This window comes from Nitrosovibrio sp. Nv17, assembly GCF_900119085.1.
Classification (GTDB): Bacteria; Pseudomonadota; Gammaproteobacteria; order Burkholderiales; family Nitrosomonadaceae; genus Nitrosospira.
Map to the genome: position 1 here is coordinate 152640 of NZ_FPIQ01000003.1, position 18384 is coordinate 171023.

Annotated in this window: 15 protein-coding genes; 9 read left to right on the plus strand and 6 right to left on the minus strand. The window is 62.0% G+C overall.

All coding sequences use genetic code 11. The features are described 5' to 3' along the window. Positions 1 to 81 precede the first annotated feature (81 nt). The 7 genes from BT108_RS03325 (at position 82) to BT108_RS03355 (ending at position 9732) form a co-directional block, all read left to right on the plus strand. Positions 82 to 1290 (plus strand): cation:proton antiporter, encoded by a 1209-nt coding sequence (locus BT108_RS03325; RefSeq protein ID WP_072293122.1) that lies wholly within the window; start codon positions 82 to 84, stop codon positions 1288 to 1290. Beyond that, a complete protein-coding gene (locus BT108_RS03330) occupies positions 1287 to 2402 on the plus strand; it encodes a YbdK family carboxylate-amine ligase (protein WP_072293123.1) in 1116 nt (371 codons plus the stop codon). Before BT108_RS03325 ends, BT108_RS03330 begins: the two co-directional genes overlap by 4 nt. 21 nt (positions 2403 to 2423) lie before the next feature. Next, positions 2424 to 3203, plus strand: coding sequence for a gamma-glutamyl-gamma-aminobutyrate hydrolase family protein (locus BT108_RS03335; protein WP_072293124.1), 780 nt, complete (start codon positions 2424 to 2426; stop codon positions 3201 to 3203). 891 nt (positions 3204 to 4094) lie between these two features. Then, complete coding sequence (locus BT108_RS03340) at positions 4095 to 4889, plus strand: PEP-CTERM/exosortase system-associated acyltransferase (protein WP_072293125.1); 795 nt, start codon at positions 4095 to 4097, stop codon at positions 4887 to 4889. Positions 4890 to 5108: 219 nt separating this feature from the next. After that, positions 5109 to 5711, plus strand: a complete 603-nt coding sequence (locus BT108_RS14085; RefSeq protein WP_255369591.1) for a hypothetical protein — start codon at positions 5109 to 5111, stop codon at positions 5709 to 5711. Beyond that, positions 5630 to 6790: an OprO/OprP family phosphate-selective porin gene (locus BT108_RS03350; protein WP_255369592.1), complete on the plus strand. Its 1161-nt coding sequence runs from the start codon at positions 5630 to 5632 to the stop codon at positions 6788 to 6790. Before BT108_RS14085 ends, BT108_RS03350 begins: the two co-directional genes overlap by 82 nt. Before the next feature lie 89 nt (positions 6791 to 6879). After that, a complete protein-coding gene (locus BT108_RS03355; RefSeq protein WP_255369593.1) occupies positions 6880 to 9732 on the plus strand; it encodes a bifunctional diguanylate cyclase/phosphodiesterase in 2853 nt (950 codons plus the stop codon). 18 nt (positions 9733 to 9750) lie between these two features. Here BT108_RS03355 and aroC read toward each other — a convergent pair whose 3' ends face one another. Both aroC and BT108_RS03365 read right to left on the minus strand, forming a co-directional pair. Continuing rightward, positions 9751 to 10911, minus strand: coding sequence for a chorismate synthase (aroC, locus tag BT108_RS03360; RefSeq protein ID WP_072293127.1), 1161 nt, complete (start codon positions 10909 to 10911; stop codon positions 9751 to 9753). Positions 10912 to 11000: 89 nt separating this feature from the next. Continuing rightward, a complete protein-coding gene (locus BT108_RS03365; RefSeq protein ID WP_072293128.1) occupies positions 11001 to 12485 on the minus strand; it encodes a M17 family metallopeptidase in 1485 nt (494 codons plus the stop codon). A 118-nt stretch (positions 12486 to 12603) separates the two neighbouring features. Between BT108_RS03365 and BT108_RS03370 the strand changes: the two genes are divergently transcribed. Both BT108_RS03370 and BT108_RS03375 read left to right on the plus strand, forming a co-directional pair. Beyond that, positions 12604 to 13398: a thymidylate synthase gene (locus BT108_RS03370; protein WP_072293129.1), complete on the plus strand. Its 795-nt coding sequence runs from the start codon at positions 12604 to 12606 to the stop codon at positions 13396 to 13398. Next, positions 13395 to 13910, plus strand: coding sequence for a dihydrofolate reductase (locus BT108_RS03375; RefSeq protein ID WP_072293130.1), 516 nt, complete (start codon positions 13395 to 13397; stop codon positions 13908 to 13910). The genes BT108_RS03370 and BT108_RS03375 overlap by 4 nt, the downstream gene beginning before the upstream one ends. Before the next feature lie 30 nt (positions 13911 to 13940). Here BT108_RS03375 and BT108_RS03380 read toward each other — a convergent pair whose 3' ends face one another. The 4 genes from BT108_RS03380 to BT108_RS03395 form a co-directional block, all read right to left on the minus strand. Continuing rightward, positions 13941 to 15116, minus strand: coding sequence for a type III PLP-dependent enzyme (locus BT108_RS03380; RefSeq protein ID WP_072293131.1), 1176 nt, complete (start codon positions 15114 to 15116; stop codon positions 13941 to 13943). Between the two features lie 254 nt (positions 15117 to 15370). Further along, the gene (gene dcd, locus BT108_RS03385) at positions 15371 to 15937 is read right to left on the minus strand and encodes a dCTP deaminase (protein ID WP_072293132.1); all 567 of its coding nucleotides are present in this window, start codon (positions 15935 to 15937) and stop codon (positions 15371 to 15373) included. A gap of 89 nt (positions 15938 to 16026) precedes the next feature. Next, positions 16027 to 17115, minus strand: coding sequence for an iron-sulfur cluster carrier protein ApbC (gene apbC, locus BT108_RS03390; RefSeq protein ID WP_072293133.1), 1089 nt, complete (start codon positions 17113 to 17115; stop codon positions 16027 to 16029). A 396-nt stretch (positions 17116 to 17511) separates the two neighbouring features. Further along, positions 17512 to 18198 carry a hypothetical protein gene (locus BT108_RS03395; RefSeq protein WP_143142380.1) on the minus strand — a complete coding sequence of 229 codons (687 nt, stop codon included), beginning with the start codon at positions 18196 to 18198 and terminating at the stop codon, positions 17512 to 17514. Positions 18199 to 18384 lie beyond the last annotated feature (186 nt).

Consider the following 18384-nt stretch of genomic DNA (forward strand, 5'->3'; position numbering starts at 1 on the left):
CGAAGGGAATCGGATGCATTTGATCGCAACACCTGGCGGCGCTGGATCGGGGTTCCCGCATTCATGCGCACGAGGACCCGCATGACCTGGTCCAGCTACCTGCCGCTCTGGCCGCTGTCCCCCAGTCCGGCACTCTGGCTGGCGCTGTCCCTCGTGGTAGCGGTACTGGTGGGCGAGGCGCTGGTGCGCTACGCGAGAATGCCGCGCATCGTCGGCTATACCGGCACCGGATTGCTGCTGGGACCCGGCGGGCTCAACCTGATTCCCCAGTTGCCGGACGCCGGATGGCGGCTGGTGGTCGATCTGGCGCTGGGTATCCTGCTGTTCGAACTGGGCAGCAGGGTGAATCTGCGCTGGCTCAAGGCCAATCCCTGGATCGCGGCCACCAGCCTGCTGGAAGCATCCGCAACCTTTGTCGCCGTATTCTGCCTGCTGTCATGGTTCGGCGTTCCCTCCATCGCCGCGGTGGTGGTCGCCACCATCATGATCGCCACTTCCCCCGCCATCGCGGTGCGCACCGTGACCGAAGCGCGCGCGCAAGGCCAGGTAACCGATCGGCTGCTGCTCATGGCCGCGCTCAACTGCATCTACGCCGTGGTCTTCCACAAGCTGGCCGTGGCGCTGATGTACGGCGAAGCCGGAATGGGTCTCATCCACTCCATTCTGCCCCCACTCTACCTCATCAGTGGATCGGCGTTGCTGGCATGGCTCTTCGGTATCACATTCGAACGTATCCACCATCACGTGGGACGACACGAGGAGACGTTTTCCTTCATCCTGTTCGGCATGATCGCCTTTGCGACCATCATGGCCGCAACGCTCAAGCTCAGCCCCATCCTGGTGCTGCTGGCTGCCGGTCTGATCACGCGCTATCAACGCAGGCGTACGCGCACCTTCCCTCCCCACTTCGGCTCCGCCGGGGCAGTGCTGGTGGTGCTGATGTTCATCGCCAACGGTCTCGCCGCCGACCTGGGCGGCCTGCGTTCGGGTTTGGGACTGGTATTGGCGCTCATCGGCGTGCGCCTGGTCACGAAAGGGCTGGCGGTACTCATGCTGGGACACTACAGCGGCATCGGGCTGCGCCAGGCCACGGCCCTGGGCATTGCCCTCGCACCCATGTCCAGCGTCGCCCTCCTGCTGACGCTGGACACGAATGCGCTGTTTCCCGCCTTCGCTTCGGGCATGGGACTGATACTCATGAGCTGCATCGTCATCCTCGAGTTCGCGGGCCCCATCCTGGTGCAGAAAGCGCTTCGATTCGCCGGGGAGACCCCGGAGGATAAGGTATGAGCTTGACGCCCTTCGCGCCTTCCCGGCCCCTGAGCATCGGCGTGGAACTGGAATTGCAGCTGCTCGGCTGCAACGACTACAACCTGGTTTCCTCGGCACCCGACATGCTGCGCAGGATCGCGAAATTTCCTCATCCAGGCGAAGTCAAGCCGGAGATGACTCGCAGCATGATCGAGATCAATACCTCGGTGCAGCACGAATACAGCGCGCTGGTCAGGGAACTCCGGGCGTTGCGCGACGTGGTCTCCGATGCCGGCCGCTTCCTCAATGTCGCGGTGTCCGGCGGCGGCACCCACCCGTTCCAGCACTGGAGCGAGCAAAAGATCTACGATGCCCCCCGCTTCAACTACCTGTCGGAACTGTACGGCTATCTGGCCAAGCAGTTCACGATATTCGGCCAGCATGTCCACGTCGGCTGCACCGGACCGGACGAGGCGCTGCATCTCATGCACATGCTGTCACGCTATATCCCGCACTTCATTGCACTGTCGGCCAGTTCGCCGTTCGTGCAGGGCCATGATACGGGGTTTGCCTCGGCGCGCCTCAATTCCGTCTTCTCCTTTCCCCTGAGCGGCCGGGCACCGTTCCTGCTGCGCTGGAGCGACTTCGAGCAGTTCTTCGGCAAGATGACCGGCACGGGCGTGGTCGAATCGATGAAGGATTTCTACTGGGATATCCGTCCCAAGCCGGAATTCGGCACCATTGAAATCCGCGTGTGCGACACTCCGCTCACCATCGAGGTCGCCGCCGCCATCGCCTGCTACATCCAGGCGATGGCGCGCTACATCATGGTGGAGCTGTGCATCGCCCCCGAGGAAGACGACTACCTGGTGTACACCTTCAATCGTTTCCAGGCCTGCCGCTTCGGACTCGACGGAATCTTCATCGACCCGCGCACCCATGAACGGCGCAGCATCCGCGACGATATCGCCGGCATGCTGGGGCGGATTGCCGGCCACGCCGCGGAACTGGGCTCGACGGAGGCGATGGAGCGCATCCGCGAAATGCTCGTCGCGGGCAATGGCGCGCACTGGTTGCGGCAAGCCTACGCACGCGAACACAATCTCGGCGACGTCATGCAGTTGCAAGCCGATTTGTGGATGGGCAGCTGAGCATTCATCGCAACGACCGACATGGCACGCCCGCTGCGCATCGGCCTGTCGCCCCGCATTCTGCACCACCCACCCGCGGAACTGGGCTTCCGCAATAAAACCCTGCAGTACCTGGAACAGAGCGTCGCCCATTGGATCATGCGCCGCGGCGCGCTGGTGTTCATGCTTCCGGCCATCGAATCGGGAGGCGTGGAGCGCTCCAGCGTGCGCATCAGCGACTATGTGAAGGAAATAGACGGGCTGGTGATGCAGGGAGGGGCCGACGTCAGTCCCGCTTCCTATGGTGAAACTCCGCTGCGCCCCGAATGGTCCGGCGACCGCGTACGGGATCTGTATGAAATCGAGTTGTTCTGGGAATGCGTGGTGCAGCGCAAACCCGTACTAGGCATATGCCGTGGCCTGCAGCTCATCAACGTGGCGCTGGGCGGCAGCCTCTACCAGGACATCGCCACCGAACATGCCGGTGCCATCCCGCACGTGGACGCTGCGCTGTACGATCAGCACCGGCACGCCATCCGCATCGAGGAAGGCTCCCGTCTGGCGAAGCTTTACGAAGGTGCGAATCACCCACTGGTCAACAGTATCCACCACCAGGCGATCCGCCGGCTGGGACGCGATCTGCTGGTCGAGGCGATCTCCGATGATGATGGCATCATAGAGGCCATCCGCATGCGGGGAGAGTCCTACGTGGTCGCGTTCCAGTGGCATCCAGAATTCCACGCAGGCGCCAGCGAACTCCTCGATTCCGGCCCCATTCTCGACGATCTGCTTGCCACCGTGAAAAAGCAGCGGGCCGAATGAAGCATTCGCCCCTGCGCATGGCCCAGCATGGATTATTCAAGATGCCCCGCATCCCCCTGGAAATGTAGGGCTTTCGTGAACACGGGCACTTCGAATCCATGGGTAACCGAGGGGGATCTCCGGTGAGCGACCGGCCCGCCCTGCCCGCCGGTCGGCGCCCGCTCCCTCTGCCGGCATTTGCACGACCTTGCCCAGCTGTAAAATCTTACAGCTATCCATGGCATTGGATCCGTTGTTTCATAATACTACGCCACATTGTCTCAAGCCCCCATAACACGATTCGAAATACCGTGATCCCCCACTTCCTCCGACTGCCCGGCCTGTCTCCCATATCATGATTCCAGGCAGCACGTCCCGCCGCCTGACGACGACGGTTCGGTACCCAGCCCTGTCACATCGTTCCTCGATCAGGAGGCGTTCGCATCCGAACGGGGTGTCGTACAGGGCGATTTCGTGAAACATCGATGGAATCCGCCCGATTCCAGGCGGCCGTGGCGCGCCTTCACAATGGCCGGAAGATGCCGTTCCCCCCAATCCCTGGCAACGCCCCGGCGGCGCATGGTACCGGAAAAAATCCGCGGATATCCATTGCGAGCAGTGGCGCGACAGATTAATATGCTGCCATCTGGATGCCTGTCGCCAGATTCACACGCCCGTCATGACGGCGTGCACGTCCGCGCTACGGTACGTGCCACGCGAAAAATGCCCAGCAACCTTCCACCCGCTTCATCCATAAAGTGCCGTCACGGGAAAGCTGGAGGCATCGCAGCACCATCGTCGCGCAGGCTCGGATCCAGGCTGGTGCAGCGCACGAGGAGACACTCGCCCGCAAGGAGCATGCCTAATGCGGGCAGAAGCGGCAAACCATCTTCCAAACTGGAGCATCTTCCCATGAATGATGTCGTCGCAGCATTCCATGAATACTTCGAAGTCATCGATGCACGTTCCCCGCAACTGCTGCGCCAGGCATTTCATCTCCGTTATCAGGCATACTGCGTCGAGCAGCGCGCACCCGGCTTCGAAGCGTCCAAGTATCCCACCGAAATGGAGAGCGACGGCTACGACCACCACTCCTCCCACATACTGCTGCGGCACCGTCCATCCGGCGAATTCATCGGAACGGCGCGCCTGATTTTGCCCTATCCGCTGGATCCGGCGCGGGCGTTTCCGACCGAGCAGCATACCCGCTTCGATCCTGCCCTCATCGACATGAACCGGATACCGAGGAGACATCTCGGCGAGATTTCGCGCCTGATCATCGTGCGGCGGTTCATGCGACGCAGGGACGAACCGCTCGACGCAATCGAAAAGGGCAGGAGTGTCGAGGCCTGGAAGCCGATGGACAGACGTCGCTTCCCGCATCCTCTCCTCGCCCTCGCTGTTGGCATCATACGCATGTCGGTCGAACGCGACATCACGCACTGGCTGTCCGTGATGGAGCCATCCCTGAACCGCCTGCTCGGCCTGTACGGACTCCAACTGGATCCGATCGGACCGCTCATCGAGCACCATGGAAAACGCGGGCCTTACTATGTCGATCTGGACAGGATGCTGGACAGAATGCACGAGGACTACAACCAGTTCTGGGAATTGGTGACAGATTACGGTAGAGTCATACCTGCATCCGGGAAATCTGCCCCCAACCGCGGACCGGGTTTCCCGCATGCGCTGAAGATCGTCAACTGAAACCTGGAATGGGAGGAGTTGCTTCCGCCACCGCAAAAGGATTAGAAACAGAACCGTCTTCCGCAAACCCGACAAGAAGTGACCGCAATGATAGGCGTCACCGTCATCTTCATTTACCAGGCATGAAACCAGGTCTTCTCGAGCACACACCGCCGAAGCTGGAAGCCATCCCGATTCAGCGTGAACCGCGCTGGGCGGAATGAATCCGCCATACGACCCGTGAGCATCCGTTCGCACATCGCCCGACCCGTTCTGCTGCTGCTCTGCCTCTTGTTCAGCATGAGTCATGCCGTCAACACGGCATGGGCCACGGAGTCTTATGAAATCATAACCCACGCCAGCATACGCGAGAAAACCCTGCCGAAAAGCTCTCTGCGCGCCATCTTCGGCATGCGGCAGCACACCTGGCCGGACGGCACCGCCATCCGGGTGTTCGTCATGGCCGACGAGGCCCCCCTGCACATTGCATTCTCCAAGGAAAAGCTGAACGTCTTTCCCTATCAGCTGCGCCTGGCATGGGATCGACTGGTATTTTCCGGAACCGGCCAGGCACCCGACACCGTCGCCTCCGTGGAAGAGATGCTCACCAAGGTCGCCAGCACGCGGGGCCATCGGCTATCTCGTCAAATCCAAAATAGATGGCAGAGTCAATGTCCTCGAGATCAAATAGTCATCCTTCAAGGGTTTTCCCGGGAATCTCCGGCCTGCTCGTGCTGCTGGCCTGCCTGGGGAGCGCTTCCGTGCCGGCCCAGCAGCTGCCGTCGCTGCCGAAGCTGCCGCACAACCTGCAGATTCATGGCTTCGTCAGCCAATCGTGGCTGATGACATCGGACAGGAACAATTTCTTCGGGAAAAGCAGTTCCGACAGCGGCAGCTTCGATTTCAGGGAACTGGGATTGAACGCCTCGATGCGCCCGCTGACTTCGCTTCAGTTCTCTGCGCAGATGCTGTCGCGCACCGCGGGCAAGGGCAGCCCTGGCAATATCCGGCTCGACTATGGATTCATGGACTACACGTACTTCTCCGGAGAGGATGGACAACTGGGGATACGGCTGGGCAGAATGAAGACGCCCCTGGGATTCTACAACGACACCCGCGACGTCCCCTTCACGCGGCCCAGCGTGCTGCTGCCTCAGTCGATCTACTTCGATCGTACCCGAAAACTCGCGCTTGCCGCGGACGGCGTGCATTTTTATGGCGAGTATCGTACCGATTTCGGGGACTTCTCCTTCCAGGGAGGACTGGTGCGCCCCCTGGTAAGGGGCGACGAGGCCGAGGCCGCCGTATTCGGGAAACAGCTGCCGGGGCGTCTGGCGCCGGAAATCTCTTACACCGGCCGCGTCAACTACGATCTGGACGGGGGGCGCGTGCGCCTCGCCGTCAGCGTCTCCGAGCTCAACATCCGCTACCTGCCGGGGGCGGGCGATGGACTCAACGACGGCACCATCGGCTTCATTCCTCTGGTATTTTCGGCACAGTACAACGCCGAGCGCTGGAGCCTGACGTCCGAGTATGCGCTGCGCTTTCTGCAGTACAAGAAGCTCCATCCGACCGTGGATACCAGTTTCGTGGGAGAAAGCTACTATTTTCAAGGCGCCTACCGCCTTACTCCGGAGTGGGAAGCCATCGTCCGCTACGATGTCCAGCACACGGATCGGGACGATCCCCACGGAAAGCAGTGGGAAAGGGCGGATCCCGGCAGGGCGGGGCTGCGCCATACCCGTTTCGCCAAGGATCTGACCGCCGGCCTGCGCTGGAACGTCACCCCGGAATTCATGCTGCGCGCCGAGTACCATCACGTGAACGGCACCGCATGGCTCTCGACGCTGGATAATCCCAACACCCATGATCTGTCGCGGCACTGGGACATGTTCCTGTTTCTCGGTTCCTACCGCTTCTAGCGGGGACGACATCCATGCAGCAAACTTTCCATCAAAACACGGCTGGGCATGGCGACGCCGCAAAACCCAGGCCATACCGTTTCCTGGGATTGAAATGGAAAGTCCTGTACCTCAGCAGCCTCATATTGTTCGCGATCGTGGCATCCTTCAGCGCAATCACCTACCTGCGGCTGATCGACAACTTCGAGCGCGAACGGGATGTCCAGCACCAGCGCTACGCCAGCGAGGTGGAAGGTCTGATCAAGCAACTGTCTCAGGATCTGCACCAACTGGCCGAGATGATCCCGTTTCTCGAGGGCATGAGTACCGCGCTGCTCAGGGGCCAGGGGAGCGCCATCACCGACACCTTCGATCACTACTGGATGCCGCTGCAGCTCAACAAGGGTATCGAACTGGTGCGCTTCTACGGCAAATCGAACCAGTTGCAGGCGAGCTGGGGGGATCCCGACGCCGACACGCATGGCGAAACCATGCTGGACTGGGTGCGCGAGGTCAATTCGCTCGAGCAGCCCATCAGCCCGCTCAGCTGTGCGAGAAGCTGCATGCAGTTCGTGGTGGCACCCCTGCTGGTGGAGGGCATCAGCGTCGGCGTGGTGGTCATCGGCATCTCGCTGGTCGACGCCGTGCTGGGCTTCAAGAACATCTCCGGCGCCGACATCGGCCTGCTCATCCGGGAGCAGACATCTTCCCCCCAGGCCATGGGCATCCCAAGCTGGCGAGTTCGCATCGCCGCACTCACCGGGCGGGAGAAGAATCTCGCGATACTCGAAAAGACCGCCGAGCAATACCCTGACCTCAAGGCGCTCGAGCAGGGCGTGCAGATTTCCCTGGGAGGCCATCACCAGCAGATCAGGCTGCTCTCCCTCAGAAAGGAGAATCCGGCCAGCACGGCGCAGTTCGTCATCATCACCGACATCACCTCCACGATCGACATCATCAACGGTCTGACCTGGCAGAACGTCATCACCGGTCTGGTCGGCCTGCTGCTCTCCGTGGTGCTGCTGTTCTCGATCCTGACGAACCCCCTGTCACGATTCAAGCATATCGTTTTCGCTCTTCCACTCCTGGCTCACAGCAATTTCGGGAAATTCCGCTCGTCGCTGCACTCCGCCGGCAAGAAGCAATGGCTGCGGGACGAGATCGACATGCTCGACGAGACGGCGGTCGCACTGTCGCACCAGTTGGAGACACTCGAGACCCAGGTCGCGGACAGGACGCAGATACTCGCGGGCAAGATGGACGAACTGAGCAAGGAAAGGGATTTCATCACCAACCTGCTCGACATCGCCCAGGTGATCGTGCTGACGCAGAACATAGACGGCAGGATCATGATGCTCAACGCCTACGGCGAGATGCTGGTGCAGTACACGGAGCAGGAGCTGCAGGGCAGGCCCTTCATCGACCTGCTCGTCCTCGACAACGATCTGCAGGACCTGCCGGTGCACCTCGAAGAAGTCCGGTTCGAGCGCAGGGACCAGCTGCGCCATGAAGCCAACATCCTGTGCAAGGACGACTCGATACGCCACATCCTCTGGCTCCATTCGCGCCTTACGCGCCACGCCGCGAGCGACCCTGCCATCCTGTCGGTCGGCCTCGACATGACGGAACACAAGCGCACGGAGGGCCGGCTTGCCTGGCTGGCGGACCACGACCCGCTCACGGACCTGTTCAACCGGCGCCGCTTCCAGGAAGAACTGGAACAGATGCTCAATCTGGCCGCCCGCTACAATTACTCCGGCGCCCTGCTCTTCTTCGATCTGGACCAGTTCAAGTTCATCAACGACACCAGCGGCCACCAGGCCGGCGACGCACTGCTGAAGATGGTGGCGCGCATGCTGCTCAGCAGCATACGCAGCGTCGACATCCTGGGGCGGCTGGGCGGGGACGAGTTCGCGGTGATCCTGCCGCAGACCACGCCGGAAGGCGCAATCGAGGTGGCGAAGAACGCCCTGGCAGCCCTGAGCCAGGGAAAGCTCACGGTCAACGGACGCACCCACAAGGCCTCTGCGAGCATTGGCATCGCCCTCTTTCCCGAGCACGGGAACAACGTGCACGACCTGCTGGCGGCGGCCGATCTCGCCATGTACCAGGCGAAGGAGGCCGGGCGCGGGGGCTGGCACCTGTTCTCCAATGAGGAGAAGACCCGGGAGCGGATGCATACGCTGGTGTACTGGAAGGAGAAGATCGAGTATTCATTCCTGCACGACCGGTTCTTCTTCTATTTTCAGCCCATCATGCACATCAAGAACAAGAGCATCGACCACTACGAGGTTCTGCTGCGCATGCTCGACAACGACGGCACGATACTGGCGCCGCATCTCTTCATCCCCGCGGCGGAACAAACCGGGCTCATCCACGCAGTGGATCACATGGTGCTGCAGAAGGCGATCGCGCTGTCGGCCGGAATCCAGCGCAGAGGCTACAACATCCGCTTCTCGATCAATCTGTCTGCCCATGCCTTCCACGATTCGGCGCTGCTGCGCATCCTGACCGACACCTTCGCCCACCACGGGGCGGATCCGTCGACATTCATGTTCGAGATCACGGAAACGGCCGCACTGGAGGATCTGCCCGCGGCGCGCAAGCTCATGGACGCCATCAGGATGCTCGGCTGCAGCTTCACCCTGGATGATTTCGGCGTGGGCTTCTCGTCGTTCTACTACATCCGGCAGCTTCCGATCGACATCGTCAAGATCGACGGCTCGTTCATCCGCAATCTGGCCGACAATCCTGACGACCAGATCCTGGTGAAGGCGCTGCGAGACGTCGCACGCGGATTCGGCAAGCAGACCACGGCCGAATTCGTGGAAAGCGCCGCGACCTTCGCGCTGCTCGAAAAGATGGGGATAGACTATGCTCAGGGCTACTGGGTCGGCACCCCCGCTCCGGCGGAGGAGTCGGCCTTCAAGGACTACCTCACGGACGAGGAAAAGGAGCCCTGAGATCTCGACAGGAGGGCCTCAGGCCTCGTCCGGCTCCGGATCCTCGGCGGCGGGCGTGTGCCGGTTGGCGGGCACGGACGCCGGAGCCCGGGCGGGAACCCGGGGTGTGGGACAGGCGACATCGGCATTCTGCCCACGGTGGCGCAGGGCATGATCCATGAGTACCAGCGCCAGCATGGCCTCCGCGATCGGCGTGGCGCGGATTCCCACGCAGGGGTCGTGCCGGCCGTGCGTCTCCACGATGACAGGCTGGCCAGCCTTGTCGATCGAGCGCCGGCCCAGACGGATGCTGGACGTCGGCTTCACGGCGATGTGGACGACGATGTCCTGCCCCGTGGAGATGCCGCCCACCACTCCGCCGGCGTGGTTGCCGAGAAAACCTTCAGGCGTGATCTCGTCGGAATGCTCGGTGCCCTTCTGGGCCACGGATGCGAACCCGGCGCCGATCTCCACCCCCTTCACCGCGTTGATGCCCATCATGGCATAGGCAATCTCGGCGTCCAGGCGGTCGTACACCGGCTCGCCCCACCCCACCGGCACGCCCTCCGCCACCACGCTGATCCTTGCCCCGACCGAGTCGCCCGACTTGCGCAACCGGTCCATGAACGCCTCCAGTTCGGGTACCGTCGCGGCGTCGGCGGCAAAGAAGGGATTCTGGCCCACCGCCTCCCACTGCCGGAACGGAATCGCGATCGGGCCCAACTGGGACATGAAGCCGCGCACGACGACGCCATGCCGTTCCCGCAGCCACTTCCTGGCAATGGCGCCTGCAGCCACCCGTACCGCGGTCTCGCGCGCGGAGGCGCGGCCCCCGCCCCTGTGGTCGCGCACGCCGTACTTCTGCCAGTACACGTAGTCCGCGTGGCCCGGCCGGAAGCTGTCCATGATCCTGCCGTAATCCCTGCTGCGCTGGTCCTCGTTGCGGATCAGCAGCGCGATGGGGGTGCCGGTCGTCCTGCCCTCGAATACGCCGGAGAGGATCTCCACCGTGTCGGGCTCGCGCCGCTGCGTCACATGGCGGGAGGTGCCCGGCTTACGGCGATCCAGATCGAACTGGATGTCTCCGGCAGACAGCGCCATCCCCGGTGGACAGCCGTCGACCACGCAGCCGATGGCGGGACCGTGCGACTCGCCGAAAGACGTGACGCAGAAAAGCTTGCCAAAGGTATTCCCGGACATCTGTGCTCAACCCTTTCGTCTATGGATGGCCCAATGGCCGTCCCGCCCCGGGGAGACTGCGGCCGGTCTCCGCCGTGGCGCGGCGCACGCTAGGCATCCGGCCGCGCAATCCGGGACAGCATCTCCATCCCCCACGCCACGCCGAACCCGGTCACGTCGCTGCCGACCGCCCCCAATCCTCCCTTGTGGCTGCTGGCGGACAGATCCATGTGCAGCCAGGGCGTATCCTTGACGAAGCGCCCGAGGAAGCGTGCCGCCAGGATGTGGTCCGCCTCCCCCTCGAGGGTGCACTGCTTGACGTCGGCGATGCCGCTTTCCAGATCCCCCTCGTAGTCCGCGTCCATGGGAAATGCCCAGACACGCTCACCGCTGGCCTGCCCCGCCGCCAGTGCCAGTTGCTGCAGCGCATCCCGGTTGCAGAATACTCCGCTGTAGCGCGATCCGAGCGCCACGTGCATGCTTCCCGTGAGCGTCGCGAAATCCAGGATCACATCGGGTTTGCGCTTCACCGCCATGGCCAGGGTATCCGCCAGCACCATCCGTCCCTCCGCGTCCGTATGCGTGATCTCGATGGTGGTCCCGTCCAGGGCCGTGACCACGTCGTTCTGCTTGTACGCGCGCGGTCCCACGTGATTCTGGGCGATGGCGAGCCAGCAGTCGATATTCACCGGCAGGGCCGCCCGCGTCACGGCCGAGAGGATGCCCAACACCACGGCGGAACCGTTCATGTCCTCGTGCATGCCGTACATGTGGCGCGCCGGCTTCAGGTTGTGCCCGCCGGTATCGAAGCAGATACCCTTGCCCACCAGCGCCACGGTCTTGCATTGAGCCCCGATGCGACGCTGGACATGCACGATGGCGGCATCCTCGGGATCGCTCCCCTGTGCCACGGCGACGAACGCGCCTGCGCCCATCTTGCGCAACGCCCTGACGTCGAACTCCCGATACGTCCAGCCCTGATCGGCGGACAGCTTCCTGATGTATCCACGATAGATCCCCGGAGGCAATTCGTTGGGCGGGAGTACGGTGAGCTCGCGTGTGAGCAGGTTGCCCTGCGCTTTGGCCCGTGCCGGGGCGAAGCCGCCGGGATCGCGATAGCCGTGCAGCACGATACGCGCCAGCGGCTTGCGGCTCCGCTGCTTCTTGCCGGTCTTGCGCGACGGCAGCACGGGCCCGTTGAGCCAGGCGGTGTACACCCCCAGCTCGGCATGCAGGCGCCGCTCCTCAGTCGACCCGTGGACGACCAGATGCATTTCCACCGGATTTTCCTCCAACAGCAACTGCAGAGCCTTGCGCACGGCAGTCTGCTGCTGGAACAGGGTGTCGTCCGCCCTTGTCATGACCCACGCACACAGGATGCCACCCTCCAGGGTCGCGGCCACCGGGGTCTCTCCGAGATCGTGCAGGCGCATCCTGCGCCGTGCCAGCACCGCATCCAGCACTTTCCCACCGAAGAAACCGCCCCCCTCGCCGGGCACGCGGGCCTCATCCAGGCTGGGCAGCATCACCAGGACGTGAGTGGCCTTGAGGGGATCCTGCGGAATCGCGGCATTCTGTACCAGGCGGGCAAGCATGGGCGGTCCTTATCCTGTAAAATACGGGCGTATCGGGGTGGTGTAGCGGTCATTATATACGCCATGCGGCCGTCTCGCCCAATATCCACATCGGATATCCCCGGTTTTCGGATCCTTCATGCGCCAGTATCTCGATCTCATGCGACACGTGCTCCAGCACGGATACACGAAATCCGACCGCACCGGGACCGGCACGCTCTCCATCTTCGGGTACCAGATGCGCTTCGACCTGGCCGAGGGATTTCCCCTGGTGACGACCAAGAAGTGCCATATCAAGTCCATCATTCACGAGTTGCTGTGGTTCCTGCGCGGCGAGACCAATATCCGCTACCTCAGGGAAAACGGCGTGTCCATCTGGGACGAATGGGCCGATGAGCGCGGCGACCTGGGCCCTGTTTACGGCCATCAGTGGCGTTCGTGGGCGGGTTCGGCGGGCCAGGGCATCGATCAGATCACCCAGGTGGCGGAACAGATCCGGCGCACGCCGGATTCGCGGCGCATGCTGGTATCAGCCTGGAACGTGGCGGAGATAGATAGGATGAGGCTGCCCCCCTGCCACGTCCTGTTCCAGTTCTACGTCGCCGACGGCAGGCTTTCTTGCCAGCTCTACCAGCGCAGCGCCGATATTTTCCTGGGGGTTCCATTCAATATCGCCTCCTACGCCCTGCTTACCCTGATGATGGCGCAGGTGTGCAGGCTGCGGCCGGGAGAGTTCATCCACACCCTGGGCGACGCCCATCTCTACCTCAACCATCTGGCGCAGGCCCGGGAACAACTGGGACGCGAGCCGAGGGTACTGCCGGCGATGCGGCTCAATCCGCTCGTCGACGACATCCTGGGCTTCGGATTCGAGGATTTCACCCTGACCGGCTACGAACCCCATCCCGCTATCCGGGCCCCTGTCGCCGTATGAATCCCCGGCGCCTTTCCCTCCTCGCCGCAGTGGCCAGCAATCGCGTCATCGGTCGAAACAACGCGATGCCTTGGCATCTGCCCCCGGATCTGCAACGCTTCAAGGCGCTCACCATGGGGCATCCCATCATCATGGGCCGGAAAACCTTCGAATCCATCGGCAGGCCGCTGCCGGGCCGCACCAGCATCGTCGTCTCCCGACAGCCGGATTACCGCGCAGAAGGCGCGCTGGTGGTGGGTTCCCTGGCGACCGCGATCAGAACCTGCTATGAATGCGCCGATACGGACGAGAGCTTCGTCATCGGCGGCGCCGAGATTTTCCAGCAGGCACTGACCGTGGGCGATCGCCTCTACCTTACCGAGATCCGGAGGGAGTTCCAGGGCGACGTGCTGTTTCCGCCGTTCAGCCGGGGCGAGTGGCGCGAGGTCTCGCGAGAGGCGCACCGGCTGGAGGAGGAAGGCGGGGAAGGACTGGAGTACCACTACGTCGTGCTCGATCGCAGGTGGAGCTAGTCCGCCGCGGCCCGTCCCGGGCCGCAGGCTTCACACCATCTTTACGTCGGGCAGGGGAAAGCCGTTGAAATTGCTGGCGTAGGCGGTGGTGTACGCGCCCGCGTTGGGCACGTAGATGTAGTCACCCTCCTGGATGTCCTCCGGCAGCATTTCCTCGTGCACCAGGATGTCCACCGAATCGCAGGTGGGACCGGCGATGGACCACGGAATGCTCGGTCCCCTGCGATCGGAAAGGATTTCGTAGCGCAGGCCTTCGGTGATCTCGATCATTCCGCCGAACATGCCCGCGTCCCAGTACATCCAGCGCTTGCCGTTGCGCGTGGCGGTCCCCACCACGCGGCAGACGAAGTATGCCGCGTCGGACACCAGATAGCGCCCTGGCTCCGCCATGACCCGGATGTCGTGCGGCAGCTCCGCGATGGCCTCGTTCACGACGTCCGCGATGATCTCGATCGAAGGGATGGGCTTGAGATGGCGCACGGGATAGCCGCCGCCGATGTTGAGCAGGCGCGGCGCCAGTCCGGCACGGCGCATGTCGTCGAAGACCTTCCCGGCACGCTCGATGCCCACCCGCCAGTTCTGCGGATTGCGGCATTGGGATCCGACGTGGAAGGTCACGCCCGCAAGATCTGCACCCAGCGTCACCGCCTCGTCGATGATCCCCCGGATTTCCGCCGCATGCGTGCCGAACTTGCCGGCCAGGGGCCAGTCGCTGCCGATGTTGGGCGTATCGATGCGCACGTACATCTTCGCGTCCGGCTTGACGCTCGCGATCTTGCGCAGCTCCTCGACGCTGTCGAGTACGTACCATTCCACTCCCCGCGACGCGGCATATTCCAGATAGGCCCGGGATTTCATAGGGTTACTGTAGAATATCTCCGCAGCGGGCACGCCCAGGCCGAGCAGCAGGTCGAGTTCCGAGATGGAGGCGATCTCGAATCCCACGCCTTCCTCGATCAGGGTACGCAGCACGCGCGGATCCGGATTGGCCTTGACGGCGTAGTGGGGCTGGACGCGAGGCATGGCCGCCTTGAAGCGGCGCGCCTTGTTGCGGATGATGCTGCTGTCGACCAGGAGGAACGGCTTCTGGTAGCCGTCTTGCAGGGCTTCCCGGACATGTCTGAAGTCCAGGCTGACTTCGGGGTGGGTATCGAATACGGCGTCGGCTTCCGACGGGCGCCGCAGGGCGGCATTGCGTGCTTGCATGGTGATCTCCTCGAAGAGACGCTACGTGACGGGAATGTGGATGTTGACCGAATCGACCGTCTCGAAATAGTTTGCTTCGCTTTTCATGATGACCTCCTGTGGTGGGGCTTGAGTATCGAAAAGAAGCGGATTATAGGCTTCACGCGTCGGGAATCAAGCATTTTTTTCCGGCCGTGGAAGAAATGCTCCGGAGCACTCTGTACACCCCCGATCCGGCGACGACAGGGGGAATCCTTGAGGACAAGGATGGCCAGTCAGATTTTCGGCAGGGTCACCCCATGCTGCCCCTGGTACTTCCCGCCCCGGTCCTTGTACGAAATCTCGCAGGGCTCGTCGGACTCGAAGAAAATGACCTGCGCCACGCCCTCGTTCGCGTAGATCTTGGCGGGCAACGGTGTCGTGTTGGAAAACTCCAGCGTGACGAAACCCTCCCATTCGGGCTCGAAAGGGGTGACGTTGACGATGATGCCGCAGCGCGCGTAGGTGGATTTCCCCAGGCAGATGGTCAGCACATTGCGCGGAATGCGGAAGTACTCGACGGTGCGCGCCAGCGCAAAGGAATTGGGCGGGATGATGCACACCGCATTCCTCACATCGACGAAGGAATTGGAATCGAAATTCTTGGGGTCGACGATGGTAGAGTTGATATTCGTGAACAACTTGAATTCATCGGAACAGCGGATGTCGTAGCCGTAGCTGGAAGTGCCGTACGAGACGATCCTCTGGCCGTTCGCATGCTTGATCTGACTGGGCTCGAAGGGCTCTATCATGCGGTGTTCCGTAGCCATGCGGCGTATCCACTTGTCGGATTTGATGGTCATCTTGGAATCGGGGAAGAGGAAAAGGGGGAGTTCGGGCAAACCGGCTGCGGCAGTCGCCCGCCGCAGGTGCCCCCGGGCCTTCGGGCGGGTCAGGTATCCTGGATCACGATGTCAGCGAACAGGGCCGAATGGTCGAGCGACAGAGTGTCGATCCGGACCGCGAGGCGGCGCGCGATGCTCCGGTAGATGCCGGCGATGCGTCCCCCGGGATCCGCAGCCACCGTGGGCACGCCTGCATCGGCGTGCTCGCGGATGCCGATGTCCAGCGGCAGGGAGCCCAGAAGCTCCACCTCGTAGTCCCGGGACATGGCTGCTCCGCCGCCCTGTCCGAAGACCGGTTCCTCGTGGCCGCAGCGGGAGCAGACATGCATACTCATGTTCTCGACGATGCCGAGTATGGGAATACCCACCTTCTGAAACATCCTGAGCCCCTTGCGGGCATCCAGCAGAGCGATATCCTGCGGTGTGGTGACGATCACGGCGCCTGTCACCGGCACCTTCTGCGCCAGTGTCAACTGGGTGTCGCCGGTGCCGGGCGGCATGTCGACGACGAGGTAGTCCACATCCTGCCAGCGCGTGTCGTTGAGCAACTGCTGCAGCGCCTGGGTGACCATGGGCCCGCGCCATACCATGGGCGTTTCCGCATCGATCAGGAAACCGATGGACATCGCCTGGATGCCGTGCGCCCTCATCGGCTCCATGCTCTTGCCGTCCGGCGACTCGGGACGCCCGGAAATCCCCAGCATCTGCGGCTGCGAGGGTCCGTAGATATCGGCATCCAGGATGCCGACGGAGGCGCCCTCCGCCGCCAGCGCCAGCGCCAGGTTGACCGCCGTCGCGGACTTCCCCACCCCACCCTTGCCGGAGGCCACCGCCACGATATTCTTCACGCCGGGGATCAGCTTCACCCCGCGCTGCACGCTGTGCGGGACGATCTTGCTGGTGACGTCGACGCGCACGCTGCCGCTGCCCGGCAGGGTACCAAGCCGTTCCGCCACCCGTCTGCGCACGTCCTCGATCACGCCCTTCGCCGGATATCCCAGCACGATGTCGAGGGAGATGTCTTCGCCGTCTATCCTGAGATTGCGCACCTCATTGCCGCTGACGTAGTCCCTGCCGGTATAAGGATCGACAATCTCCACGAGGACGGATTGCACCTGCTGTTCGGTGATGGCCACTGGCGACTCCTGATTCCTTATGTTCGGAGCCACGGCCCGCGCGCGCCGTGGACAATTTTCAATATTAGCAAATATCGGCCGAAGCAACCTCCCCTCTTGCCAGAAAAATATCCTGCTGCTGTTGTTCTTGCCGACAGCACGGCCAACCCATCATTCGAACCTTGCGCCTCAAGGACATGATTTGAGGTCAACACCCGGCGCCGACTTGCCCGGGTGGAAGGGTAAGCTTTGCTCAACCACCCCCTGACAAGAACGATCCGGACAGCTTCGCCAGAAGCACCTTTACAGGGCTAGCGTCAATCCAAGGGCTCCGTCGCAAGACGGGCTGCCGTGCAGCTTCCGGAGCGCCATGGCCGCCAGGCTGGAGTGCCACGCGTGCTTGCGCTCCCATGCAGATCAGTCATCTTTGGTCAGTTCGAACACCATTCCATAATGATTTTTACTACCTGGGGAAGGCAATTGTGCACCCATGGAAAAAATCCAGTTACGCGGCATATAAAACACAGCTCCGAGCACGGCAACGCTCATGGCATTCTTCCCACTTACAAAATCTCCCATGAGATGTACTTTTCTCTCCATGAGCGGATAGTCCAGCCCCGCCATCAAGCCTGCAGCGTTACCACCCGCATAGGACTTGTTCACGTAATAGATTCCCAAGTAATATTTTCCTCGATTTTCCAAATCCAGCGAACTGCTCAAGTAAGAAAAATTGGCGAATCTGGATACACGCTTTTCTGGAACACGTAAAGGCACCGAGGCACCGATCTGGGTTCCGATGCTTATCTTGTAGGACTTAGTAACTGAAAATCCCTTCTGGAAATTAAACAGGAATAGCGGTTCATTGGGCCCAGAATGCAAGTCGACGTTGAACACGTTGGCGCCGATCTCGAAGTCGTTACCCAGCCCGTAGCTCAAGGTGGTATGGGACGATAATACAGAAGCGGCCAAACCCATCTGTTGCTGGAAAAACAGCTCATCCTCTGCTGTGACATCCGCCGAAGGCACGTTGAATAAATTTTGTTGCGCCTGCCCATTTCCGCACCATGGGAAAATGAGCCAAATGAGTATGGGGTGCCATTTCATGACTGATCGCATTGGCTGCATGGAAAAATTTTCGAGAGGATACTCCAGGATTCCACGACAGGAACCCTGTCCTCCCGGATAAGGTGAAACCCTGGCGGTCCCCGGGCTGCATCACATTCCTGCATGTTCCGATTCAGGAGACCTTACAGCATGCACTTTGCTACAATCGCGTCTGGAAAATCTTCC

Bases quoted from the DNA above. Each gene is read 5' to 3' on its own strand.
- BT108_RS03335 (WP_072293124.1), top strand. From the start codon at position 2,424: ATGGCACGCCCGCTGCGCATCGGCCTGTCGCCCCGCATTCTGCACCAC.
- BT108_RS03370 (WP_072293129.1), top strand. From the start codon at position 12,604: ATGCGCCAGTATCTCGATCTCATGCGACACGTGCTCCAGCACGGATAC.
- dcd (WP_072293132.1), bottom strand. From the start codon at position 15,937: ATGACCATCAAATCCGACAAGTGGATACGCCGCATGGCTACGGAACAC.
- BT108_RS03395 (WP_143142380.1), bottom strand. From the start codon at position 18,198: ATGAAATGGCACCCCATACTCATTTGGCTCATTTTCCCATGGTGCGGA.
- BT108_RS03365 (WP_072293128.1), bottom strand. From the start codon at position 12,485: ATGCTTGCCCGCCTGGTACAGAATGCCGCGATTCCGCAGGATCCCCTC.
- BT108_RS03375 (WP_072293130.1), top strand. From the start codon at position 13,395: ATGAATCCCCGGCGCCTTTCCCTCCTCGCCGCAGTGGCCAGCAATCGC.
- BT108_RS03380 (WP_072293131.1), bottom strand. From the start codon at position 15,116: ATGCAAGCACGCAATGCCGCCCTGCGGCGCCCGTCGGAAGCCGACGCC.
- aroC (WP_072293127.1), bottom strand. From the start codon at position 10,911: ATGTCCGGGAATACCTTTGGCAAGCTTTTCTGCGTCACGTCTTTCGGC.
- BT108_RS03340 (WP_072293125.1), top strand. From the start codon at position 4,095: ATGAATGATGTCGTCGCAGCATTCCATGAATACTTCGAAGTCATCGAT.
- BT108_RS03330 (WP_072293123.1), top strand. From the start codon at position 1,287: ATGAGCTTGACGCCCTTCGCGCCTTCCCGGCCCCTGAGCATCGGCGTG.
- BT108_RS03325 (WP_072293122.1), top strand. From the start codon at position 82: ATGACCTGGTCCAGCTACCTGCCGCTCTGGCCGCTGTCCCCCAGTCCG.